The sequence below is a fragment of the Methylorubrum zatmanii genome (assembly GCF_014845115.1).
Lineage (GTDB): Bacteria > Pseudomonadota > Alphaproteobacteria > Rhizobiales > Beijerinckiaceae > Methylobacterium > Methylobacterium zatmanii.
Window position 1 is genome coordinate 1 of the sequence record NZ_NKUI01000107.1, and the last position, 17,777, is coordinate 17,777.

Annotated in this window: 22 protein-coding genes and 1 pseudogene; 14 read left to right on the top strand and 9 right to left on the bottom strand. The window is 66.0% G+C overall.

What is annotated here, in order from left to right; translation table 11 throughout:
* On the top strand, positions 1-611 hold a 611-nt coding region (locus MZTS_RS13860; protein WP_425492752.1), incomplete at its 5' end, for a recombinase family protein.
* A gap of 188 nt (positions 612-799) precedes the next feature.
* On the opposite strand, the gene MZTS_RS13865 is transcribed toward MZTS_RS13860, so the two are convergent.
* Complete coding sequence (locus MZTS_RS13865) at positions 800-1,285, bottom strand: hypothetical protein (RefSeq protein ID WP_043768348.1); 486 nt, start codon at positions 1,283-1,285, stop codon at positions 800-802.
* 431 nt (positions 1,286-1,716) lie between these two features.
* Here MZTS_RS13865 and MZTS_RS25225 point away from each other — a divergent pair, with 431 nt between their 5' ends.
* Entirely contained in the window at positions 1,717-2,412 is a 696-nt protein-coding gene (locus tag MZTS_RS25225) for a hypothetical protein (protein WP_053620630.1), read from the top strand.
* A 32-nt stretch (positions 2,413-2,444) separates the two neighbouring features.
* Here MZTS_RS25225 and MZTS_RS13875 read toward each other — a convergent pair whose 3' ends face one another.
* From MZTS_RS13875 to MZTS_RS13890, 4 genes are read right to left on the bottom strand one after another with little or no spacing between them, the layout of a single operon-like run.
* Complete coding sequence (locus MZTS_RS13875; protein ID WP_158022514.1) at positions 2,445-2,744, bottom strand: conjugal transfer protein TraD; 300 nt, start codon at positions 2,742-2,744, stop codon at positions 2,445-2,447.
* Entirely contained in the window at positions 2,701-3,033 is a 333-nt protein-coding gene (locus tag MZTS_RS13880; protein ID WP_012753489.1) for a conjugal transfer protein TraD, read from the bottom strand. Before MZTS_RS13880 ends, MZTS_RS13875 begins: the two co-directional genes overlap by 44 nt.
* Before the next feature lie 9 nt (positions 3,034-3,042).
* Entirely contained in the window at positions 3,043-3,300 is a 258-nt protein-coding gene (locus tag MZTS_RS13885; RefSeq protein WP_012753488.1) for a hypothetical protein, read from the bottom strand.
* Complete coding sequence (locus MZTS_RS13890; protein WP_043768374.1) at positions 3,297-3,578, bottom strand: hypothetical protein; 282 nt, start codon at positions 3,576-3,578, stop codon at positions 3,297-3,299. The genes MZTS_RS13885 and MZTS_RS13890 overlap by 4 nt, the downstream gene beginning before the upstream one ends.
* Before the next feature lie 234 nt (positions 3,579-3,812).
* Between MZTS_RS13890 and traA the strand changes: the two genes are divergently transcribed.
* From traA to MZTS_RS13905, 3 genes are all read left to right on the top strand, one after another.
* Positions 3,813-6,707: a Ti-type conjugative transfer relaxase TraA gene (gene traA / locus MZTS_RS13895; RefSeq protein ID WP_012753487.1), complete on the top strand. Its 2,895-nt coding sequence runs from the start codon at positions 3,813-3,815 to the stop codon at positions 6,705-6,707.
* 14 nt (positions 6,708-6,721) lie between these two features.
* Positions 6,722-7,426, top strand: a complete 705-nt coding sequence (locus MZTS_RS13900; protein ID WP_012753486.1) for a DUF6118 family protein — start codon at positions 6,722-6,724, stop codon at positions 7,424-7,426.
* A 236-nt stretch (positions 7,427-7,662) separates the two neighbouring features.
* Entirely contained in the window at positions 7,663-7,995 is a 333-nt protein-coding gene (locus MZTS_RS13905) for a four-helix bundle copper-binding protein (RefSeq protein WP_043768371.1), read from the top strand.
* Positions 7,996-8,395: 400 nt separating this feature from the next.
* On the opposite strand, the gene MZTS_RS13910 is transcribed toward MZTS_RS13905, so the two are convergent.
* Positions 8,396-8,713: an HU family DNA-binding protein gene (locus tag MZTS_RS13910; protein ID WP_043768370.1), complete on the bottom strand. Its 318-nt coding sequence runs from the start codon at positions 8,711-8,713 to the stop codon at positions 8,396-8,398.
* 404 nt (positions 8,714-9,117) lie between these two features.
* On the opposite strand from MZTS_RS13910, the gene tnpA reads away from it, so the two are divergent.
* From tnpA to MZTS_RS13940, 6 genes and pseudogenes are all read left to right on the top strand, one after another.
* A complete protein-coding gene (tnpA, locus tag MZTS_RS13915) occupies positions 9,118-9,549 on the top strand; it encodes an IS200/IS605-like element ISMex34 family transposase (RefSeq protein WP_043768368.1) in 432 nt (143 codons plus the stop codon).
* Positions 9,550-10,545: 996 nt separating this feature from the next.
* Complete coding sequence (locus MZTS_RS13920; protein WP_043768366.1) at positions 10,546-12,408, top strand: copper resistance system multicopper oxidase; 1,863 nt, start codon at positions 10,546-10,548, stop codon at positions 12,406-12,408.
* Positions 12,405-13,469, top strand: coding sequence for a copper resistance protein B (locus tag MZTS_RS13925; protein ID WP_012753479.1), 1,065 nt, complete (start codon positions 12,405-12,407; stop codon positions 13,467-13,469). Before MZTS_RS13920 ends, MZTS_RS13925 begins: the two co-directional genes overlap by 4 nt.
* A 227-nt stretch (positions 13,470-13,696) precedes the next feature.
* Positions 13,697-13,825 (top strand): annotated as a pseudogene (locus tag MZTS_RS13930) (IS110-like element ISMex17 family transposase); the annotation flags it as partial.
* Between the two features lie 222 nt (positions 13,826-14,047).
* The gene (locus MZTS_RS13935) at positions 14,048-14,371 is read left to right on the top strand and encodes a type II toxin-antitoxin system RelE/ParE family toxin (protein WP_343068743.1); all 324 of its coding nucleotides are present in this window, start codon (positions 14,048-14,050) and stop codon (positions 14,369-14,371) included.
* Entirely contained in the window at positions 14,368-14,778 is a 411-nt protein-coding gene (locus MZTS_RS13940; RefSeq protein WP_012753477.1) for a helix-turn-helix domain-containing protein, read from the top strand. Before MZTS_RS13935 ends, MZTS_RS13940 begins: the two co-directional genes overlap by 4 nt.
* A 214-nt stretch (positions 14,779-14,992) precedes the next feature.
* Here the strand turns inward: MZTS_RS13940 and MZTS_RS25485 are convergent, their stop codons facing one another.
* The 3 genes from MZTS_RS25485 to MZTS_RS25230 form a co-directional block, all read right to left on the bottom strand.
* Entirely contained in the window at positions 14,993-15,115 is a 123-nt protein-coding gene (locus tag MZTS_RS25485; protein WP_281397048.1) for a hypothetical protein, read from the bottom strand.
* 64 nt (positions 15,116-15,179) lie between these two features.
* Positions 15,180-15,587, bottom strand: coding sequence for an EF-hand domain-containing protein (locus MZTS_RS13945; RefSeq protein WP_012753475.1), 408 nt, complete (start codon positions 15,585-15,587; stop codon positions 15,180-15,182).
* A 51-nt stretch (positions 15,588-15,638) separates the two neighbouring features.
* Positions 15,639-15,866, bottom strand: a complete 228-nt coding sequence (locus tag MZTS_RS25230) for a GDCCVxC domain-containing (seleno)protein (protein ID WP_082222872.1) — start codon at positions 15,864-15,866, stop codon at positions 15,639-15,641.
* A 278-nt stretch (positions 15,867-16,144) separates the two neighbouring features.
* On the opposite strand from MZTS_RS25230, the gene MZTS_RS13950 reads away from it, so the two are divergent.
* Genes MZTS_RS13950 through MZTS_RS25670 form a run of 3 tightly spaced genes read left to right on the top strand, consistent with a single transcriptional unit; the run spans position 16,145 to position 17,486 of the window.
* Positions 16,145-16,705 carry a recombinase family protein gene (locus tag MZTS_RS13950; protein WP_043768363.1) on the top strand — a complete coding sequence of 187 codons (561 nt, stop codon included), beginning with the start codon at positions 16,145-16,147 and terminating at the stop codon, positions 16,703-16,705.
* 22 nt (positions 16,706-16,727) lie between these two features.
* Entirely contained in the window at positions 16,728-17,159 is a 432-nt protein-coding gene (locus MZTS_RS13955; protein ID WP_158022513.1) for a hypothetical protein, read from the top strand.
* Positions 17,160-17,183: 24 nt separating this feature from the next.
* The gene (locus tag MZTS_RS25670) at positions 17,184-17,486 is read left to right on the top strand and encodes a type II toxin-antitoxin system RelE/ParE family toxin (RefSeq protein WP_012753471.1); all 303 of its coding nucleotides are present in this window, start codon (positions 17,184-17,186) and stop codon (positions 17,484-17,486) included.
* The last annotated feature ends 291 nt before the right edge of the window (positions 17,487-17,777 follow it).

Genomic DNA, 17,777 nt, shown 5'->3' on the forward strand with positions numbered 1-17,777 from the left:
GTCCACAGAACGACCGGTTGCGGGACGGGCAGAGGGCGTCGATGGGCGATGTGCTGGGCTATGCCCGGGTGTCGACGGGGGACCAGGACGTCGCCGGACAGAGGCTGCGGCTGGAACACGCCGGCGCCATCCGGGTGTTCACGGACGTGCGGTCCGGCAAATCCATGGATCGACCCGGTCTGAGCGAACTCCTGGCCTATGCTCGAAAAGGGGACACCCTGGCTGTTGTGCGCCTCGATCGTCTGGGCCGATCCCTCGCCGAGCTGCTGTCGAGCGTGACCCTGCTCAAGGAGCGCGGCATCGCACTCCTCAGCCTCGAGGAGAAGATCGACACCGGCTCGGCCGCCGGCGAGCTGGTCTTCCACGTGTTCGGCGCCATCGCGCACTTCGAGCGGCGGCTCATCGCCGAGCGCACCAAGGACGGCATCGCGGCGGCCCGGGCCAAGGGTCGGCGCCCGGGTCGGCAGCCGATCGATCCCGACAAGGTCGGCGCCGCCCTGAAGCTCGTCCAGGCCGGCCTCTCACCGACCGAGGCGGCTCGCCAGGTCGGGCTCGGACGCGCGACCGTCTACCGCGAAATGGCCTTGGCGGGCGTCGCCCGACCGGCGTAGCCGACCGTTGCGCCCATCAGAAAAGCATGTCCCGTTCACGGCCCGGTCCTGCCAACCGTAAATGGGCGAACAACCAACACGATGCTCTCTACCAAGAGATCCTGCGCGTGTGCGAGCTGCTGCCGGAGATCCATGTTCTCGGCCGCGAGAGCGAGAATCACACCGGCCGCGTCGCTCATACCAAACTCTCAGCCTGCCAAGCGACGCCACCATGGCTGGTGAGTAGCAGGCTCAGGCACCCGCGTCGCTGCCTCGTGCCAGCGGTCCCGGTCGCGCTCGGCCGCATCGAGGGCGGCCCGCAGGGCATCGAGTTGCGTCGACAGGATGTCCCGGTGAGTCGCGATCGCATCGTGCTCGGAGGCCCGGCTCAGGGCCTCTTCGAGCTGCGCCTCAAGCCGCTCGATGTGGCGGGTCAGAACCGCCGTCACTCCCGGGTCAGGTACCGGGATCTGTTCCTGGGACTGTTCCGGCTCGCGAACCGGGACTGTCTCACCTTCAGTACCAGGTTCAGACCTGGCACTAAGGGATTCCTCCGGAACACCAATCCGCACCTTGCCGTCGTTGCCCGGACGCCTTGCCCAACGCTTCCGCTTCACGTGCTGACGCGCACTTTCGCGCTCAATGCCGAGGCGTTCGGCAAGCTCGTCGTAGGTGAGCCAGGAGACCGCATCCATCCGGGTCATGCTCCGGGGTCAGAGCCGGGGACAGTCCCGGGCCGTGCGCCGGATCTGCGCCAGGATCTGAACCAGGAGCTGCGCCGGGACGTGACCCGTAGCGTGGGGATACATGGTTAAGACGGCGTTAACGGGTTCGCCAGCAGCCTGAGGCTTTCCGATCTGATCGTTTGACAGGCGGAGCCTGAGCGGAGACGAATGGTCAAGCCGAACGGTCCGGCGAGTCGAGGTCCAGAAACACGAAACCCGCCACGAGGGCGGGTCACATGCCCGGCAAGGCAACCGGGGACAGATCAACAATTGGCGTTGTGATCCTCCCCGAAAACCTGCCGATCCGCAAGAGGAAAACCGCCGTTTTCCTCAACGGCGGAGCTTTGCCGGCATGCGTCCGCTGCCCCTGAGGCTGGTCTCGCGACCAGGGATGTGGAGCTATGTTTGCGGACGAAATCCGGCTGGCGGCCGAAGCCGCGCCGCGTGTGAAGCTACCCGAAGTGCTGACCCTGCTCTGGCGCGCCTATGGGGCTGGCCAAGTGACCGAGGCCGAGGCCGAGGCCCTGTCCGGGTTAATCGAGGCGCGGAAGATGATCCCGGCCGCGCCTGAGGTTCCCAGGAAGCGCGTAGGCTCCCGGCCGCGCACGGATGCCAGCCTGGAACGCCGCCGCCGCTGGGCCGCCGCCGGGCGGTTGCCACCCCAAATCTCGGCGCAATTCACGCTGGCCGAGCAAGCCGTGCTCGCCGTGGTGAGCGCTGAGGCCGTGAAACGGGGGGATTGCCGCCTCTGTCACGAGCAGGTCGCGGCCGTTGCGGGCGTGTCGAAGTCCACCGTGAAGGGAGCGCTTCGCCGGGCCCGGGACCTCGGTCTGATCACGGTCGAAGAGCGGCGCGCCACGGCTTGGCGGAACCTGCCAAACGTCGTGCGGGTCGTGTCGCGCGAGTGGCAGGCCTGGATGCGGCTCGTGCGCCGTTCATCGGAGCCAGGGGGTGGGGGCAAATCCCTGACCCCCACGAATACCAAGGTTCAAGGAAGACGGGTTGGAAGGAAGCGCCAACGCCAAGCCAAGCCCCTGCAAGAGGCTGCCGGAAAGCAGAGTTGCCCTCACGACAGCCCCAGGCCCATGCGGATTTGAGATTCGCACGGACCGACAGCAGATCGACAGCTTCAGGCGTCAGGATCTTGACGCAGCGCAGCCTGCCCACGCTCCCGCCAGCGAGTGCGGCGGGCGAGGGTTCCGAGCCCCGGCGCGTTGAGCGCCTCGGCGAGTTCGAGGAGGGCGCCGAGGATGACGGCGCGGTCATCATCCGCGCGCGCGACCAGGCCGCTCTTCACGACCAGGCCGCCGAGCTCGATCAGCTGGCGCGTGCGCTGGCGCCGGGCCAGGGCCTGATCGCGGGTGTCCATGCGGGCGCGCGCCGCTTCAAGCCGCCGGAGCGCCGCCGTCGTGCGGCGCAGGGCTGTCATGCTCGACCGCAACTCCGGCAGCAGCAGCGCTGCCGCCGTTCGGCCGCGCCCGTCTCTCGCGGCGAAAGAAGCCGGCGCCCTTGCGGCTCCAGCCCTCCTTCAACTGAGGCGCGCCGGTCACCCGCTCGACCATCTCCAGGAGCGCGCCGGCGAGCGTCTCGGCTTCGAGGCTGTCGGCCCCGGTTGCGACGACGAGTTCACCGAGCTGCTGGGTGCGCCTGGCTCGCAACTGCTTCTGGCGCTCCTGCAGGGTCTTGAGCTCGGTGTCGAAGTCGCGCGGCTTGCGCATGACGGCTCCTCAGGGCTGGTTCCAGATGCGGAGAAAGGCGGCCTGACAGGCGACGGCCAGGAACGCGACCAGTGAAGCCGCGATCAGAAGGATGCAAACCCGCATCTCGGCCCACATCCCCATCGCGGTCGCGTGGTCGCCAGCCCAGGCGGTCGCCTTGCTGCCCAGCAGGCTGATGCTGAGCAGGAGAACGATCAGCGACGCCCATACGATGAGGCGCGCGGCCCGGCCCGGCAGTCGCGGTTCGAACGCTTCAGGTTCGCTCATGATTCGCCTGCGTGGCGCAGGGCGGCGGAGGCGAGCGCCTCGATGGTGCTGGCGAGGGCGTATTCGGCATCCTTGAGATCCGTCTCGGCGTTGCGCACGGCATTCTCTGCTGCCGTCGTGGCGGTCTGAAGGTCCTGGTGCTCCACACCCCGCACCGTGGCAGCGGCGAGCGTGCCGGTCAGCGTATCTCGGCGCTCATAAGCTTCGAGCAAGGCGCAGCGAGCCAGGCGCTGGCGCTCGTGCAGGCGCAGCAGCTTCGGATGGTCCTCCTCCAGCATGGTCGCCTTCCCCTTAAGTGAGGCAAGCTTAGCCTTAAAACAGGCGCCCTGCCAATCTGCCGAGTGCACTGCTCTCGCAGGCGGGCTGTGTCTGTCAGGTCCGGCGCGAAGCGGTGGAAATGCGCGCTTATACGTCGCTGCGCGACTAGCGCTCGGGGCAGGGTGCGCCGACTGGTGCGGGGGATCCGAAACGGCTAAGCTCTGGCCAGCGTCCCTCTCCTGCGAATTCCTGCGTTGGCGATCTATCACTTCTCGGCCAAGCTGATCTCGCGTTCGGCCGGGCGCAGTGCCGTCGCGGCGGCGGCGTACCGGTCCGCGTCCGAGCTGCACGACGAACGCGCCGAGCAGCGCCACGACTTCCGCGCCAAGGGCGGGGTGGTGCATTCCGAGATCCTGCTGCCGCAAGGCGCGCCCGAACGTCTGTCCGATCGTGCAACGCTCTGGAACGCGGTGGAGGCGAGCGAGAAGCGCAAGGACGCACAGCTCGCCCGCGAAGTGGAGTTCGCGCTGCCGCGCGAGTTGAGCCGGGCTGAGGGCATCGCGCTCGCGCGCGACTTCGTGCAGGCGACGTTCGTCAGCCGCGGCATGGTGGCGGATCTCAACCTGCATTGGGATCAGGCGGCAGACGGCTCCTACAAGCCCCACGCCCACGTGTTGCTGACGCTTCGCGCGGTCGGCCCGGAGGGCTTCGGTGCCAAAGAGCGATCCTGGAACGCGCGGGAGGAGTTGGTCGGCTGGCGCGAACGCTGGGCCGGGCACGTCAACACGCGGCTGGCCGAGCTCGGGCACGACGTGCGCATCGATCATCGCAGCCTGGCGGATCAGGGTTTGGCCCTGGAGCCGCAGCACAAGATCGGCCCGGCCGGGGCGCGGCGGGAGGCCCGCGATGAGGACGCCGAGCGGGCCGACGAACATCGGGCGATTGCGGCCCGCAACGGGGACCGGATCGCGGCCGATCCCACGATCGCGCTCACGGCCCTGACTCAGCAATCCTCGACCTTCACCCGGCAGGATCTGGCCCGATTGATTCACCGGCACTCGGACGGCGAGGCCCAGTTCACGCCCCTCATGGCCAAGGTCGAGGCCTCGCCGGAGCTGGTGCGGCTCGGGCAAGACGCGCGTGGACAGGAGCGGTTCACCACCCGAATGATGCTCGGCATCGAAGCGCGGATGGAGCAGGCGGCCGAGCGCTTGAGCCGGGCGGAGGGTCACGCGATCGGATCAAGCCTTCAGGAGGCCGCCTTGCGGGCGCGTTCGCTCGGAGCCGAGCAGGACGCGGCGTTCCGCTCGGTGACGGGTGGGGCGGATCTGGCCCTCGTCACCGGCTATGCGGGCACCGGCAAGAGCACGATGCTCGCGGCGGCGCGGGTGGCCTGGGAGGCGGCCGGCTACACGGTTCGGGGAGCTGCTCTCTCCGGGATCGCGGCCGAGAACCTGGAGGCGGGATCGGGCATTCTCTCGCGCACGCTGGCGAGCCTGGAGCATGCCTGGGGGCAGGGACGAGACGCGCTGACGTCCCGCGACGTGCTCGTCATCGACGAGGCCGGGATGGTGGGCTCGCGGCAGATGGAGCGGGTGCTCTCGGCCGCGCAGACGGCCGGGGCGAAGATCGTGCTGGTGGGCGATCCCGAGCAGCTGCAGGCGATCGAGGCCGGCGCTGCGTTCCGGGCACTGCTGGAGCGGCACGGGGCGGCCGAGATCACGCAGGTGCGCCGGCAGGAGGAAGCGTGGCAGCGGGCGGCGACGCGGGAGCTGGCGACGGGGCGCACGGGTGAGGCCCTGGCCCGCTACGTGGCGGCCGGTCGGGTGCAGGCGCAGGCGACGCGCTTGGAGGCGCAGGCGGCCCTGGTGGCGGCCTGGGATGCCGAGCGGCAAGCGGCACCGGAGAAGAGCCGCATGATCCTGGCCAGCACGCGGGTGGACGTGGCCGAGCTGAACAGGTTGGCCCGTGCGCGGATGCGGGCGGCGGGCGCGCTCGGGGTGGAGGCGCCGGTCGAGACCGAGCGGGGCACGCGCGCCTTCGCGCCGGGCGACCGACTGATGTTCCTGCGCAACGAACGCTCCTTGGGCGTGAAGAATGGCTCTCTCGGCTGGGTCGAACGCGTCGAGAGCGGCGGCATGAGCGTGCGCCTCGACGGCCCCGAGGGGCGGGTGATTGGCTTCGAGCTGAAGGATTATGCTCATGTCGAGCATGGCTACGCGGCGACCGTGCACAAAGCGCAAGGGGTCACGGTGGACCGGATTCACCTGCTCGCCTCGCCGCTGATGGACCGGCATTCGGCCTATGTCGGGCTGACCCGCCACCGCGAGGCCGTGACGCTGCATTACGGGCAGGACGACTTCGGCGATATCCAAGCGCTCGCGCGAGGGGCGAGCCGGGAGCGGGCTCAGGAGACGACACTGGACTACGCAGCCGGCTTCGCGGAGCGGCGCGGGATCGTACCAGCCTCCACGATCGTGGTGGAGAGACCGGCAGAACCGGAGCTGCGGCCGGAACCCCCTGCGCCGCGGCTGGGCCGGTTCGCGGGGCTCAAGCTCGGGCGGGCACCGGCTCGTCCCATGCTGAACGCGACCAGCGTGGAGGCGGATCCGGCCGCTTTCCTGTCGCGGGCGGTGGATGGGTACGTGGCGGCCTTCGCGGATGCCGCGCGGATGCGCCGGGCGGACCTGCCGGTGCTGCCGCATCAGGACAAAGCCCTGGCAGAGGCGGCGGCCCGGCTCGATGCACTCGATCCCGAGACCGGTCGGGATCTGCGCGCGGCCCTGGCGCGGAGACCTGAGCTCGCCGCCCGCGCCGCCGAGGGCCGGGCCGCATTGCTGGAGGCGGTGGCCGAGGAGCGGCGGCTGCGGCACTCGCCCGAATTGCGGGCGCAGCGTTACGCCGCGCGCTGGGCTCAGCTGGAGCAGGTCTCTGCGGCCGCGCGCCAGGGGCCGGAGGCGGTCGCCGCGCGGGCGGCGCTGCAGGCGCTGGCGGGTGAGATCCGGCGCGACGGCCAGGCTGCGGCGGTGCTGAAGCGCCAAGCCCGCGACCTCGGCCTCCAACCCGGCTCCGGTCTGGCGCGGGCTCTCGACGGGCGCTCCGCGCGCGCGGTGGAGCGGAGCGGGCCGAGCCCGGGCTTCAGCCGGTAGAGCGTGGAGGCAGCATGAGCCCAGGCGCCCCCGAGCCGGAGGACGGGTCCGACGAGGCCGCGCGGGCGTTCGAGGACCTGCGGGCCGAGGTCGCGGATCTACGCCGCGCGATCCAGGCGCTGGAGCCCGCCATCCGGGAGGGCCGGGCGCCGGATTACAGCCTGAGCCTGGGCCGGATCGCGAAGGCGCAGGTGGAGATCGGCAGCATCCTGGCCCGGCTGGAGCGGCACCCGGCCCTGCAGATGACGCCGGAGAGCGTGGCGGCCCGGATCGAGCGCGCGGCGGAGAGCGCCACCCGGCCCGCCTTACGCAACGCCGAGTGCGCGGCTGCGGCGATCAGCGACGCCAGCCAGGACCTGGCCGCGATGCTGGGCTCGGCCCGGACACGCCGGGCGCAGCGGACCCGGCTGATGCAGGCCGGGGCAGTCGGGGTGCTGGCGGGCTTGATCCTGCTGCCGCTTCTCTGGTGGCCGCTTGCCCGTGTCCTGCCGTCCGGCTTCTCCGACCGGATCGCGGCGGCGGTTCTCGGGCAGGCGCCCTGGGAGGCCGGCATGGGGTTGATGATGCGGGCGAATGCCGGGTGGTGGGATGGCTTGGCGGAGGGCTGGCGGCGGTCGGAGGCAGCCGGACCTGAGCTCAGGAGCTGCTACGAGGCGGCGCGGACCTCGGGACGAGAGCAGCGCTGTACCGTCACGGTGAAGCCAGGCGCGCTCCGGTGAGGGTGCCGGTCGTTCGCAGTCACCGTGAGGAGGCTGCCTTGGCCCGCCTTCCTCGCGATCCTGATTACCGCGATCCTGAGCGCCGGCTGTGTCGGACCCTCAGCCGGAGGCGGTGACTCGAGCCTTCGCGAAACAAAACTCCGCGGCGATCATTCCCCCTACCGCGTCCGTAAATCTGCTCACGGGCCTGAGGTCGTGTGCCTCCCCGAGGATTATTCAGCCACAAGGAGTTTCCCATGCATCAGATGTCGAGCGAGATGCAGGCGTGCATCGATGAGTGCCTGCGCTGCTACCAGACCTGCCTGAGCATGGCCTCGAACCAGTGTCTGCCGGCCGGCGGCAAGCACGTTGAGCCCGGGCATTTCCGGCTGATGCTGTCCTGTGCCGAAATCTGCCGGACGTCGGCGCATGTCATGCTGCTCGGCACCGAGCATCATAAGCATGTCTGCCGTGAGTGCGCCGATGTCTGCGAGGATTGCGCAAGGTCGTGCGAGAGCGTGGGCAACATGCAGCAATGCATCGAGCAATGCCGCCGGTGCGCCGAGAGCTGTCGGAAGATGGCGGCCTGAGTCTGGGGCTGGGCTGGTCCATTTCGGGCTACCCAGCTCTGCGCCCGGGTACGGCAGCTTCAGTGCATATGGTGTGGTCCTCCCATTATGCTGGGCTTTTGCTGTGGTGATGCTGTGGCTCGCTGAGTTCGGTCGCGCGGCCTCCGCCGACGGTGGTGCAGGCCATGGCGAAGCGCCTGGAGGCGGCGGAGTGACGCCCGCTGGAAGGGGTGCGGAAGGGGCACCGACCGCAACACCGTGACCTGGGAAGAAACACGGGCGCGGCCGGCGCCTGCCACCCTACTCGCGATAGGGCGCACGGTGATGCTGTGGGCTGCGAGTGGCGCCCGCAAGCCGCCGGAGGGCGAACCGGGGAACAGGCGCTTGGCGATGTAGGCGACCCCAATCGTTCGCGACAGGCTCAGCCGACCCGGCGCGACGCGGGCAGGGCGTCGGGCGTCATGGCCTTCAGTCGCTGCCGCATCCCCTTGCCGGGCCTGAATTGGACAGCCTTCTTTTCCGCCACGAGCACGCTTTCGCCCGTCCGCGGGTTGCGGCCTTGGCGCGCTCGGATGTCCTTGGTGGAGAAAGCTCCGAAGCCGCGGATCTCCACCCTGTCGCCGGCCACCAGCGCATCCTCGATCCTGGCGAGGACCGCGCTCACCACAGCCTCGCAGTCCTTCTCGTAGAGGTGCGGGTTCTGCGCCGCGAGGCGGGTGACGAGCTCGGATCGGATCATGGGTGGCCAGGAACACGATCCGCCCAAGGCTTTCAAGCGACGTCCATGTCCACGCGCGAGGCCGCGGCGTTCGAATAATGCGCCTGATCTCTTTCGCATAAGTCCCAGTATGGAGTGGGTCACCGGCCGCGGCATCGTCGGGGGAAGGTGACGTGCCGGGCCGGTGACTGCCACCCCAGGTTCGCGCAGGTGGGGCGCAGGCAGATCGTGCGATGCTCGGCGGGCACCAGCAAGCGTTCAGATCGGACCAAGCGGACGCGCGGGCACTTAGTCTCGTAAGTTCTAATCCCACAGGGAGTTCCCCCGGCTTTGCCGGGGAGGCAGTAGGCGTTTGACGTTTTCGGCAGTGTCCATCGAAGAACATCTCTCCGTGAGCCGCCAAGCACACGGGAAGATGTTCAACGATGGACGAGTTCGAGAGCTTAAGCCACACCAAGTGGACGTGCAAATACCACGTGGTCTTCATCCCAAAGGGACGTAGGAAGGCGCTCTACGGGACGCTGCGCCCCCATCTCGGCGAGGTGTTCCGCACCCTGGCGCAGCAGAAGGAGAGCCGGATCGAGGAGGGGCATCTCCTGGCCGATCACGTGCACATGATGATCGCCATCCCTCCCAAATACGCCGTCTCTCAGGTGATCGGATACATCAAAGGCAAGAGCGCCATCCATCTCGCACGGGTGTATGGCGAGCGCAGGCGCAATTTCGTTGGGCAGCACTTCTGGGCCAGGGGCTACTTCGTCTCGACCGTCGGTCGCGACGAGGCCGTGATCCGCGCCTACATCAAGCAGCAGGAACAGGAGGACCAGCGCCTGGAGCAGTTGAACCTCTGGCGCTGACACCCACCGACCGGTGGTCCCACCATTGGGACCGCGTCAGCGATCCCTATAGCCGCCCTGGGCGGCCCAGATCGGAAAGCCCCCGGCTTTGCCGGGGGATGCTTACTTCCTATGCCCTGAATCTCAACCTGTCCGCAGGGGTATGCCCCAACGGACAAGGCGAGATTTGCGCCCGGCGCATGATCGTTCCTGTGAGATTTCAGACGCGGGACGAACTGCCGGTCCAGACCGCGAGACCACCCACTTGGAACGGCTCTTCAGTGGACTTGGAAGGGTCCACACGAGCAAGCCCTATTGGAACGAGGCACCCAGCCGGGCATTCTCTCGCGAGCCAACCGTCAAGCTTCCATAGTATACCCTATACCGCATGGACAACCCAAAACCGATCCAGGTGTACGCGCCTACAATGCTGAGCGGTGATACAAACGCCAGTGCGTGACCATAGTCATTCCTAGCTTATGACCATGGTCAGACATTGCTGAGGTTGCGAGTAGACAATGCAGTGGGTGGGGATCCGTTCCTGCGAAAACTTGAGCGTGCAGGTAATCTGTCCGAGGGCGAGCGAACCGCCCTGCAGACTTTGACCTTCAATCGCCGCTCCGTTCCGGCTCGGCGCGACATCACCGATGGTGACACCACGGACCGCATCTACCTCGTCATGAGCGGCTTCGCCTGTCGCTATAAGACCCTACTAGGCGGCAATCGCCGGATCGTCTCCTTCGTGCTGCCGGGCGACCTCTGCTACTTGCACGACAAAGGGGGTGTCACGAGCGGGCAACAGTCCGCAAAAGATAGGCCGTTCAAGCTCAGGTCGGCATTTTGCCTCTTCGACATCCCGCCTCATTGCGGCAAACTCCCTGCGGGTACCGGCATGCGTGGGTCATGCGAGCCCTGCCGCAGAGCGGCTTTCTTTGCAGATGCGGCGACTCTGGTGTCGCTGCCGATCGGGGAAGCCCAAGCCGGGCGAGCAACAGAATTGTCGAAGGGAATGTTCCCATGCTCAGCCGTCGAGCCCTCCTCGCGCGCGGCGCCGCCCTGGGAAGCGCGGCCGCGTTAAGCCCCATGCTTCCGGCTTGGGCGCGCAGCGGAACCCGCGGCGTCCCGCCGACGCTGCCGACCCTGTCGGGTAGAGACATTGCTCTCGAGATCGGCCACATGCCCTTCACGGTCGGAGGGCGGACCGGGCGCGCCATCGCCGTCAACGGAACGGTTCCGGCGCCGCTCCTGCGCTTGCGCGAGGGCGAAACCTTCCGCATCGCCGTCACAAATACCCTCGACGAAGTCGCCTCTATCCATTGGCACGGCTTCTTGATTCCGTTCCAAATGGACGGTGTTCCGGGTGTGAGCTTCCCCGGCATCCGCCCCCACGAGACCTTCGTCTACGAACTCCCGATCAAACAGTCCGGCACCTACTGGTACCACAGCCATTCCGGGCTGCAGGAGCAGGTCGGCCTTTACGGGCCGATCATCATCGATCCCGCGACTCCCGATCCCGTCGCCTATGACCGCGAGCACGTGCTCGTCCTGTCCGACTGGAGCTTCATGGCTCCTGAAAGGATCATCACCCAGCTGAAACAGGAGCAAGGCCACTTCAATCGAAATAACCTCACTGCTGCAGGCCTCTTCAGCGATGATCCCGCACAGCAGATGTCGCTCGAGGATCGGGTGAAATGGGCCAAGATGCGGATGGATCCCACCGACATCTCGGATGTCACCGGCGCGATCTATACCTATCTGATCAACGGGCATGGACCTGCGGAAAACTGGACGGGGCTGTTCCGCCCCGGCGAGCGCGTCCGGCTGCGCGTCATCAATTCGTCCGCCATGACGGTCTTTCACGTCCGCATCCCGGGCTTACGGATGACCGTGGTCAACGCCGATGGAGAGAACGTGCGTCCGGTTCCGGTCGACGAGTTCCAGATCTCGGTCGCGGAAACGTACGACGTGATCGTCCAGCCGACGGAGAATCGAGCTTTCACCATCGTCGCGGAAGCCGTTGACCGATCCGGCACGGGGAGGGCCACGTTGGCCCCGCGCCTGGGCATGTCGGCGCCGGTGCCGCCACTCAGGTCTCGGCCTCTTCTCGGCATGGACGACATGGGTATGGCAGGCATGGGCAGCATGGGTTCCGGCGGAATGTCCGGCATGGACCACGGATCGATGGCTGGCGGCTCCATGGCCGGAATGGGCCACGCGGCCAAGGCACGCGGTGGGGCGATGAAGGGCGGGGGCTCCATGGCTGGCATGGGCCACGGGGCGATGCCGGGCGGTGGCTCCATGGGCAGCATGAACATGGATATGGACATGCGCAACCCCGCCAACGTTCCTCCGAACGTGGACGTCGGAGTCGGCGTGGACATGGTCGCGCCTGAACCGCAGGACCGCACCGGCAATCCGGGTCTGGGGTTGGAGAATGCGGGCCACAAGGTTCTGACCTACCGAGACCTTATCGCCCTCAAACCCAACCCGGACAGGCGCCGCCCATCGCGGACGCTCGAGATCAATCTGACCGGCAACATGTATCGCTTCATGTGGTCATTTGACGGACGGAAGTTCAGCGACGGAGTCGAGCCCATCCGCTTCGCCCGCAACGAGCGGGTGCGCGTGACCATGGTCAACAACAGCATGATGCAGCACCCGATGCATATCCACGGGCACTTCATGGAATTGGTCAACGGACATCCCGGGCACCATCCGTTGAAGCACACCATCAACGTGCTGCCGGGAAGCAAAGTGACCTTTGACATCACCGCTAACAATCCTGGGGACTGGGCCTTTCACTGCCATCTTCTGCTCCACATGCATGCGGGAATGTTCAACGTCGTCACTGTCCGCCCTCTCGACCGAGAACCCGCATGACCGCGTTCCGTATCGCGTTGCTGGCGACGACGGTACTCCCCGTCCTTGCCGTCGCTCAGCAGATGGACCCTTCCATGCAGATGCCTGGAATGGGGGCCGGGTCGACGACGGAAGTGGCTCCGCCACGCACATCCGCACCTGCGCAGGCGGGCATGAATGGGGACCACGATATGGGTGCGATGCGGGGTACCACTTCCTCGCTGCCTCGCCGCGTGGGTGCTAAACGGGCTGCACCATCACCCGCCGGCCCTCTGGCTTCGCACAACGCAGGAACCATGGATGGGATGGGAGGTATAGAGGCCCAGCGGGAGATGCCCAACCCTCCCCCGCCTCCCGCTGCGCTTTCGGGGCCGGCGCATGCCGCCGACCTGGTTTACAACCCGTCCGACATGGCGACTGCACGCGAGGAACTGCGGGCCGAACAGGGTGACCTCAGAGCATACAGGGTCCTCATCGATCGGCTGGAAACGCAGTTTCAGGAGGGCGGGAACGGCTACAAGTGGGATGCTCAGGCTTGGTATGGCAGCGACATTAACAAGCTATGGCTCAAATCCGAAGGTAACGGCACTTACCGTGGGAGGGTGGAAGAGGGGGATCTGCAGGTGCTTTGGAGCCGCGCCATTTCACCGTACTTCGATCTCCAGGCGGGTGGCAGGGTCAATTTCGGACCCGGCCCGCAGCGTACTGATGCTGTCATCGCGTTGCAGGCGCTCATGCCGTATTCGTACAATGTGGAGGCAAGCCTCTTCTTGTCCAATAAAGGCGAGCTGAGGAGTCGCTTAGAGGCCGAGTATGACCTGCTGATCACGCAGAGATTGATCCTTCAACCTCGCGTCGAGCTTAATCTCTCCGCCCAGAACATCCGCGAGCTCGGCGTCGGTGCCGGATTGTCGACGGTCGAGGCGGGGCTTCGCCTCCGTTATGAGTTCATACCGGAATTCGCCCCTTATGTTGGGATCGAGTACGAGCGCAAGGTCGGCAACACTGCCGGCTATGCGCGGGCCAGTGGCGAGGATGTCGGCTCATTCAAGTATCTGGTCGGCCTAAGGTCGTGGTTCTAGACGTCATGTTCCTGGGTCGAGGTTTGATCCTGACCCAGCAAACTGGACACCTCCAAAAACCTCCGAAATCGTGGTCGCAGCGGTCGCTAAGCCCTTGATCCGATTGGACTCGAGTTGGGGCCGAAAGGAGTTTTTGGAGGTGTCCAACTGGTCTGAGCTGAGCGCAAGTTTTTCGGGCATCCTGAACCCTGACGGAGGGTGGATGTCATGCCTCGCAAACGCTTCATGATGCCGAGACCCAGGCCTTGGCCGATCTGGTCACGCGACGCCGCCAGATCGTCGACCTGATCGCGTCGGAGCGGCAGCGGGCGAGCCACGCCCCGTCTTGCATCAAGGACAGCGTCCGGCGTGTCATAGTATTGCCATCGCCGGCATTCTCGGCGCCGCCGGCATTATCATTGCAGTGTTGCCGGAGCGGGTGGCCCGGCGGGCGTAAGAGCGTAGCGAGCACTCGGGGGGATGTCCACGGCGACATCTTTCCGGCTCGTCGCGCGGCATGATATGCGCTTGCAACCATATGCGTTGGAGCGCATTTTTCTGTGACGAGGTGGAAGGTCGATTTCCATCCGGCCTTCGCCGTGGAGTTCAAAGACCTCTCCGACGAGGTGCAGGACGAGGTTCTCGCTCTTGCCGGGGCCATCGCTGAAGGCGGTCCTCAGATGGGTCGGCCGCGTGTCGATACTCTGAATGGGTCGAAGCACCCGAACATGAAAGAGGGCCGGTTCAGGGCGGCGGGCGGCGTATGGCGCGTGGCCTTCGCATTCGATGTCGAGCGCCACGCGGTGCTCCTGGTCGGCGGGAATAAGGCCGGCGTCGCTCAGAAGCGCTTCTATCGGGTGCTGATCGCCCGAGCGGACGAGCGGTTCGACGAGCATCTCAAAGCCCAGGAGGCGAAGGAATGAGCGGGTATCGGACGGTCAGCCTCGATGAAGTGATGGCAAAGCTCCCGCCGGAGCGGCAGCAGCGCATCAAGCAGAAGACCGAGCAAATCCTCCTGGAGCAGGCGACCCTGCGGGAGCTTCGCAATGCGCTCGGCGTCACCCAGGAGAAGCTCGCGAAGTCGCTCGATGTCGCGCAGGAGAACGTGAGCCGGCTGGAGGATCGAAACGATCCGAAACTCTCAACGCTTGCCGCCTACGTGAAAGCTCTCGGGGGCACCCTGGAGCTGCAGGCCGTGTTCCCGGACGGATCCACGGTAAAGCTCAGGCGCGCCTCGGCCGCGATCAAGAGGGCTGGCGCCCGCCCGAACCGCGTGAAGATCACGCCCGCGGAGCCTGTTCGCACAGGTCACGATGAGGCTGTCGCGTGAGTATATTCGTGGGAGATTTGCCGGCGGGCTCCATGAAAACCGTTAGGACGCCAGCACCCTGACACGCGGAGAGGGGAAAGGGGACGTGTCGCGCGCTGATTGGGCGTTATGGAGCCTCCATCGGGCAGACAGATACTGGCCAGCATGAGGCTGATCGGGGTGGGCGCCATTGCCCGCATGATCGAGCAGTAGAGACAACGTGTGGGTGGAGCGCTCATCGAAAGAAGACGTATTTCGCCAGGGCAGCTATCGCGAGGACCACCAGCACTAGGAACACGAGGCCGATTAGGCCCATGCCCCACATCATCCCGCCCATGCTGTCCATCATGTCGTGCATCATGGGATCGGTTTCCGTTCCGCCCCGGCCGGGAGGCGGCTGCGGGCGTTGATCTGCGCTTCAACTATTGTCCTTGAAGGAATCTCTGAAGCTCTTCAGGGGTCACCTTGCCATCTTTGTTGGCGTCGGCTGCATCGAAGATGCGCTTATGAATGGCCGTCACCTCCTCGAACGAGAGCGATCCGTCACCATTCGTATCGGCGATAGCGAACATCATCCTCATCCTGAGGCCGCCATCCATCATCCCCTGCTTCATCCCGCCCATCATGTGGCCCATCATTCCACACATGCCGCCCTGGCCCACCCCTCCCATGCCGCTCATTATTCCCGGCATCCCCGGTTGAGTAGGCTGGGCGCTTTGGCCCGACGTGCTCATCGGAGCCGTTGATGTCTGGGCGCTTGCGATGGAGATTGCGCCGGCAGCGAGAATGGCGGTGAGAGTGGTCACGCGCACCAGTGTAGTAGGGGCCATGGACTCCTCCTTTGGCTGAGTCTGGGTTAACGCTCTTCATCGTGAGACGTGTCAGGAGCCGCTGCAGCAGCTTGCAGGTCGCCCGGTCTGCTCGGCCTCTTGGATCGGCGGGCAGGGTACGTCGCCGTAGGAACAGAAGACGCAACAGTCTCCGGCCTCAGGTCGGAGCAGCGTGCCGCAACCGGTGCATTCATAGAAGAACTGACAGGTATCGGTGGGCATCGTCTCCGACGCGCGATGCCCGCAATGTGGACAGGTCAGGGTCGAGGTCAGTTGCATCAGGCAGTCCGTAGCACCTTGATCAGGGTGAGTTCGAAAGCTGCCGGTGTCGGCTGACGCCAGTTCTCGGCGCCGGCCGAGCACGGCTTGAGACTGTTACCCGTTGGAGCCTACACCAAGGTCAAGGTTTGCCTTCGCTCGTTTCAATAGGGCTTGCTCTAGCGGACCGGTCCAATCCTCGCCAAAACCCGGTCCACATAAATAGTCTTTGACTTTTGGACCGGATTAGGTCTTTATGTCTCAGAACCTATTGGACCGAAACGGACCGGATTGCCCCCATGCTCGTCGGATACGCCCGCACCTCGACCCTGGAGCAGGATGCCGGCCTGGAGGCGCAGGTGCGCGACCTCAGGGCCCTCGGGTGCCAGAGGGTCTACCAGGAGCAGGTGTCCTCGGTCGCGCCGCGCCAACAGCTCGAAGCGGCCGTGAATTTCGCCCGAGAAGGTGACACCCTCGTGGTGACGAAGCTCGACCGCCTCGCCCGCTCCGTGACCCACCTCGGCAGGATCATCGAGATGCTGGAGGGCAAGGGCGTGGCCCTGCGCATCCTCAACCTCGGCGTGGACACAGCGACCCCTACGGGCAAGCTGATGCTCAACGTTCTCGGCGGTGTAGCGCAGTTCGAGCGGGAGATGATGCTGGAGCGCCAGCGTGAAGGAATCGCCAAAGCCAAGGGCGAGGGCCGGTACAAAGGCCGCAAGCCCACAGCTCGCGCCCGGGCGGAGGAGATCCAAGCCTTGTCGGAACAGGGCCTCAGCATGAATGCCATTGTGGCTAAGCTCGGGATCGGCAAGGGGTCCGTGCACCGGGTGCTCGCCGCCTCGAAATCGGCGGCCTGACAGGTCGCACACCGCCACGGCAATGGCGGAGAGCTATTACGACTGTGTCACGAAGCCCGTAACACATTGCAGAATCTGCATTTTTCTCCCGCTCCTGCGCCGAGAAAGAGCGAGCAATATCAAGAACATAGAAAATTTTGTGACACAGCAGTACTATGGGTTTGGCCGCAATCTCCGCGCCCTACCCTTCTCGCCTGCCCGGCGCTATCTTGGTGTCATGACCACGGTGGACTTTCACCAAACGCCTGCGCCTCGGCCCGTTGAGACGGCCGAGCACCGGGCGACGCGCCTGGATAAGGAACGTGCCATGCTCGCGGTCGGCCTTGCCGCTGTTGAGGCTGGTGACATTTTGACCGGTAATGCTCTGGAGACGTGGTTCGACGCCCTCGAAGCCGAGATCGAGCCGGCCGAGGCCAGTGAAGTCGCCAAGCGGCCGATCGAGCCCTCCGCGTAGCCGACCCGCACTGCTCAGTCCCTCATGCCTCACGCTCTCATTGTCTCGCGGCCAGCGGCCGACGACATCGCGAGCGCTGCCCGCTGGCTGCGCCAGCCTGGCTCGGGCCAAACGGCCTCGCAGCGGCTCAAGCTCATCCGTAGGGCGATCACTGACCTCCAATTCAGCCCGCTCATGTGGCCAATCGGAGATCATCCTGGCGTGCGCGAGAGGCCGGTGCGCGGTTACCGCATCCTGTACACCTTCGCGCCCAGCAATACTGGGAGCTGGGGCACAGTGACCGTGCTCCGGGTTTTTGGGCCGGGTCAGGATCGCAGCGACCTATAGCGGATCGTCTGGCGGGTTAATGCCAGCTTCACAGCTCATTTCGTTACGGCCGTTCCTCCGACCCGCGTCAGCCCTGTTGTCACGCTGTCCGGAGCGTGCGCCCCGAAAACCGAGCTTCCTCCTTCCACGCATCCCGCTCGGCGCGTGTCTCAGCGAGAGGACAGCGCGACAACAGGGCTGACGCGGGTCGGAGGAACGGCCGTAACGAAATGAGCTGTGAAGCTGGCATTAACCCGCCAGACGATCCGCTATAGGTCGCTAGCGATCCGAACCCGGCCCAAAAACCCCGAC

What these genes read in the sequence shown, in the direction of transcription:
- MZTS_RS13955 (WP_158022513.1), top strand. Translation starts at nt 16,728, where the DNA reads ATGGCGGAGAGCTATTACGACTGTGTCACGAAGCCCGTAACACATTGC.
- MZTS_RS13890 (WP_043768374.1), bottom strand. Translation starts at nt 3,578, where the DNA reads ATGCTGGAGGAGGACCATCCGAAGCTGCTGCGCCTGCACGAGCGCCAG.
- MZTS_RS13940 (WP_012753477.1), top strand. Translation starts at nt 14,368, where the DNA reads ATGAGCGGGTATCGGACGGTCAGCCTCGATGAAGTGATGGCAAAGCTC.
- MZTS_RS13950 (WP_043768363.1), top strand. Translation starts at nt 16,145, where the DNA reads ATGCTCGTCGGATACGCCCGCACCTCGACCCTGGAGCAGGATGCCGGC.
- MZTS_RS25485 (WP_281397048.1), bottom strand. Translation starts at nt 15,115, where the DNA reads ATGCACGACATGATGGACAGCATGGGCGGGATGATGTGGGGCATGGGC.
- MZTS_RS13920 (WP_043768366.1), top strand. Translation starts at nt 10,546, where the DNA reads ATGCTCAGCCGTCGAGCCCTCCTCGCGCGCGGCGCCGCCCTGGGAAGC.
- MZTS_RS25670 (WP_012753471.1), top strand. Translation starts at nt 17,184, where the DNA reads ATGCCTCACGCTCTCATTGTCTCGCGGCCAGCGGCCGACGACATCGCG.
- MZTS_RS25225 (WP_053620630.1), top strand. Translation starts at nt 1,717, where the DNA reads ATGTTTGCGGACGAAATCCGGCTGGCGGCCGAAGCCGCGCCGCGTGTG.
- MZTS_RS13875 (WP_158022514.1), bottom strand. Translation starts at nt 2,744, where the DNA reads ATGACAGCCCTGCGCCGCACGACGGCGGCGCTCCGGCGGCTTGAAGCG.
- MZTS_RS13905 (WP_043768371.1), top strand. Translation starts at nt 7,663, where the DNA reads ATGCATCAGATGTCGAGCGAGATGCAGGCGTGCATCGATGAGTGCCTG.
- MZTS_RS13865 (WP_043768348.1), bottom strand. Translation starts at nt 1,285, where the DNA reads ATGGATGCGGTCTCCTGGCTCACCTACGACGAGCTTGCCGAACGCCTC.
- MZTS_RS13945 (WP_012753475.1), bottom strand. Translation starts at nt 15,587, where the DNA reads ATGGCCCCTACTACACTGGTGCGCGTGACCACTCTCACCGCCATTCTC.
- MZTS_RS13880 (WP_012753489.1), bottom strand. Translation starts at nt 3,033, where the DNA reads ATGCGCAAGCCGCGCGACTTCGACACCGAGCTCAAGACCCTGCAGGAG.
- MZTS_RS13925 (WP_012753479.1), top strand. Translation starts at nt 12,405, where the DNA reads ATGACCGCGTTCCGTATCGCGTTGCTGGCGACGACGGTACTCCCCGTC.
- MZTS_RS25230 (WP_082222872.1), bottom strand. Translation starts at nt 15,866, where the DNA reads ATGCAACTGACCTCGACCCTGACCTGTCCACATTGCGGGCATCGCGCG.
- MZTS_RS13900 (WP_012753486.1), top strand. Translation starts at nt 6,722, where the DNA reads ATGAGCCCAGGCGCCCCCGAGCCGGAGGACGGGTCCGACGAGGCCGCG.
- MZTS_RS13885 (WP_012753488.1), bottom strand. Translation starts at nt 3,300, where the DNA reads ATGAGCGAACCTGAAGCGTTCGAACCGCGACTGCCGGGCCGGGCCGCG.
- tnpA (WP_043768368.1), top strand. Translation starts at nt 9,118, where the DNA reads ATGGACGAGTTCGAGAGCTTAAGCCACACCAAGTGGACGTGCAAATAC.
- MZTS_RS13910 (WP_043768370.1), bottom strand. Translation starts at nt 8,713, where the DNA reads ATGATCCGATCCGAGCTCGTCACCCGCCTCGCGGCGCAGAACCCGCAC.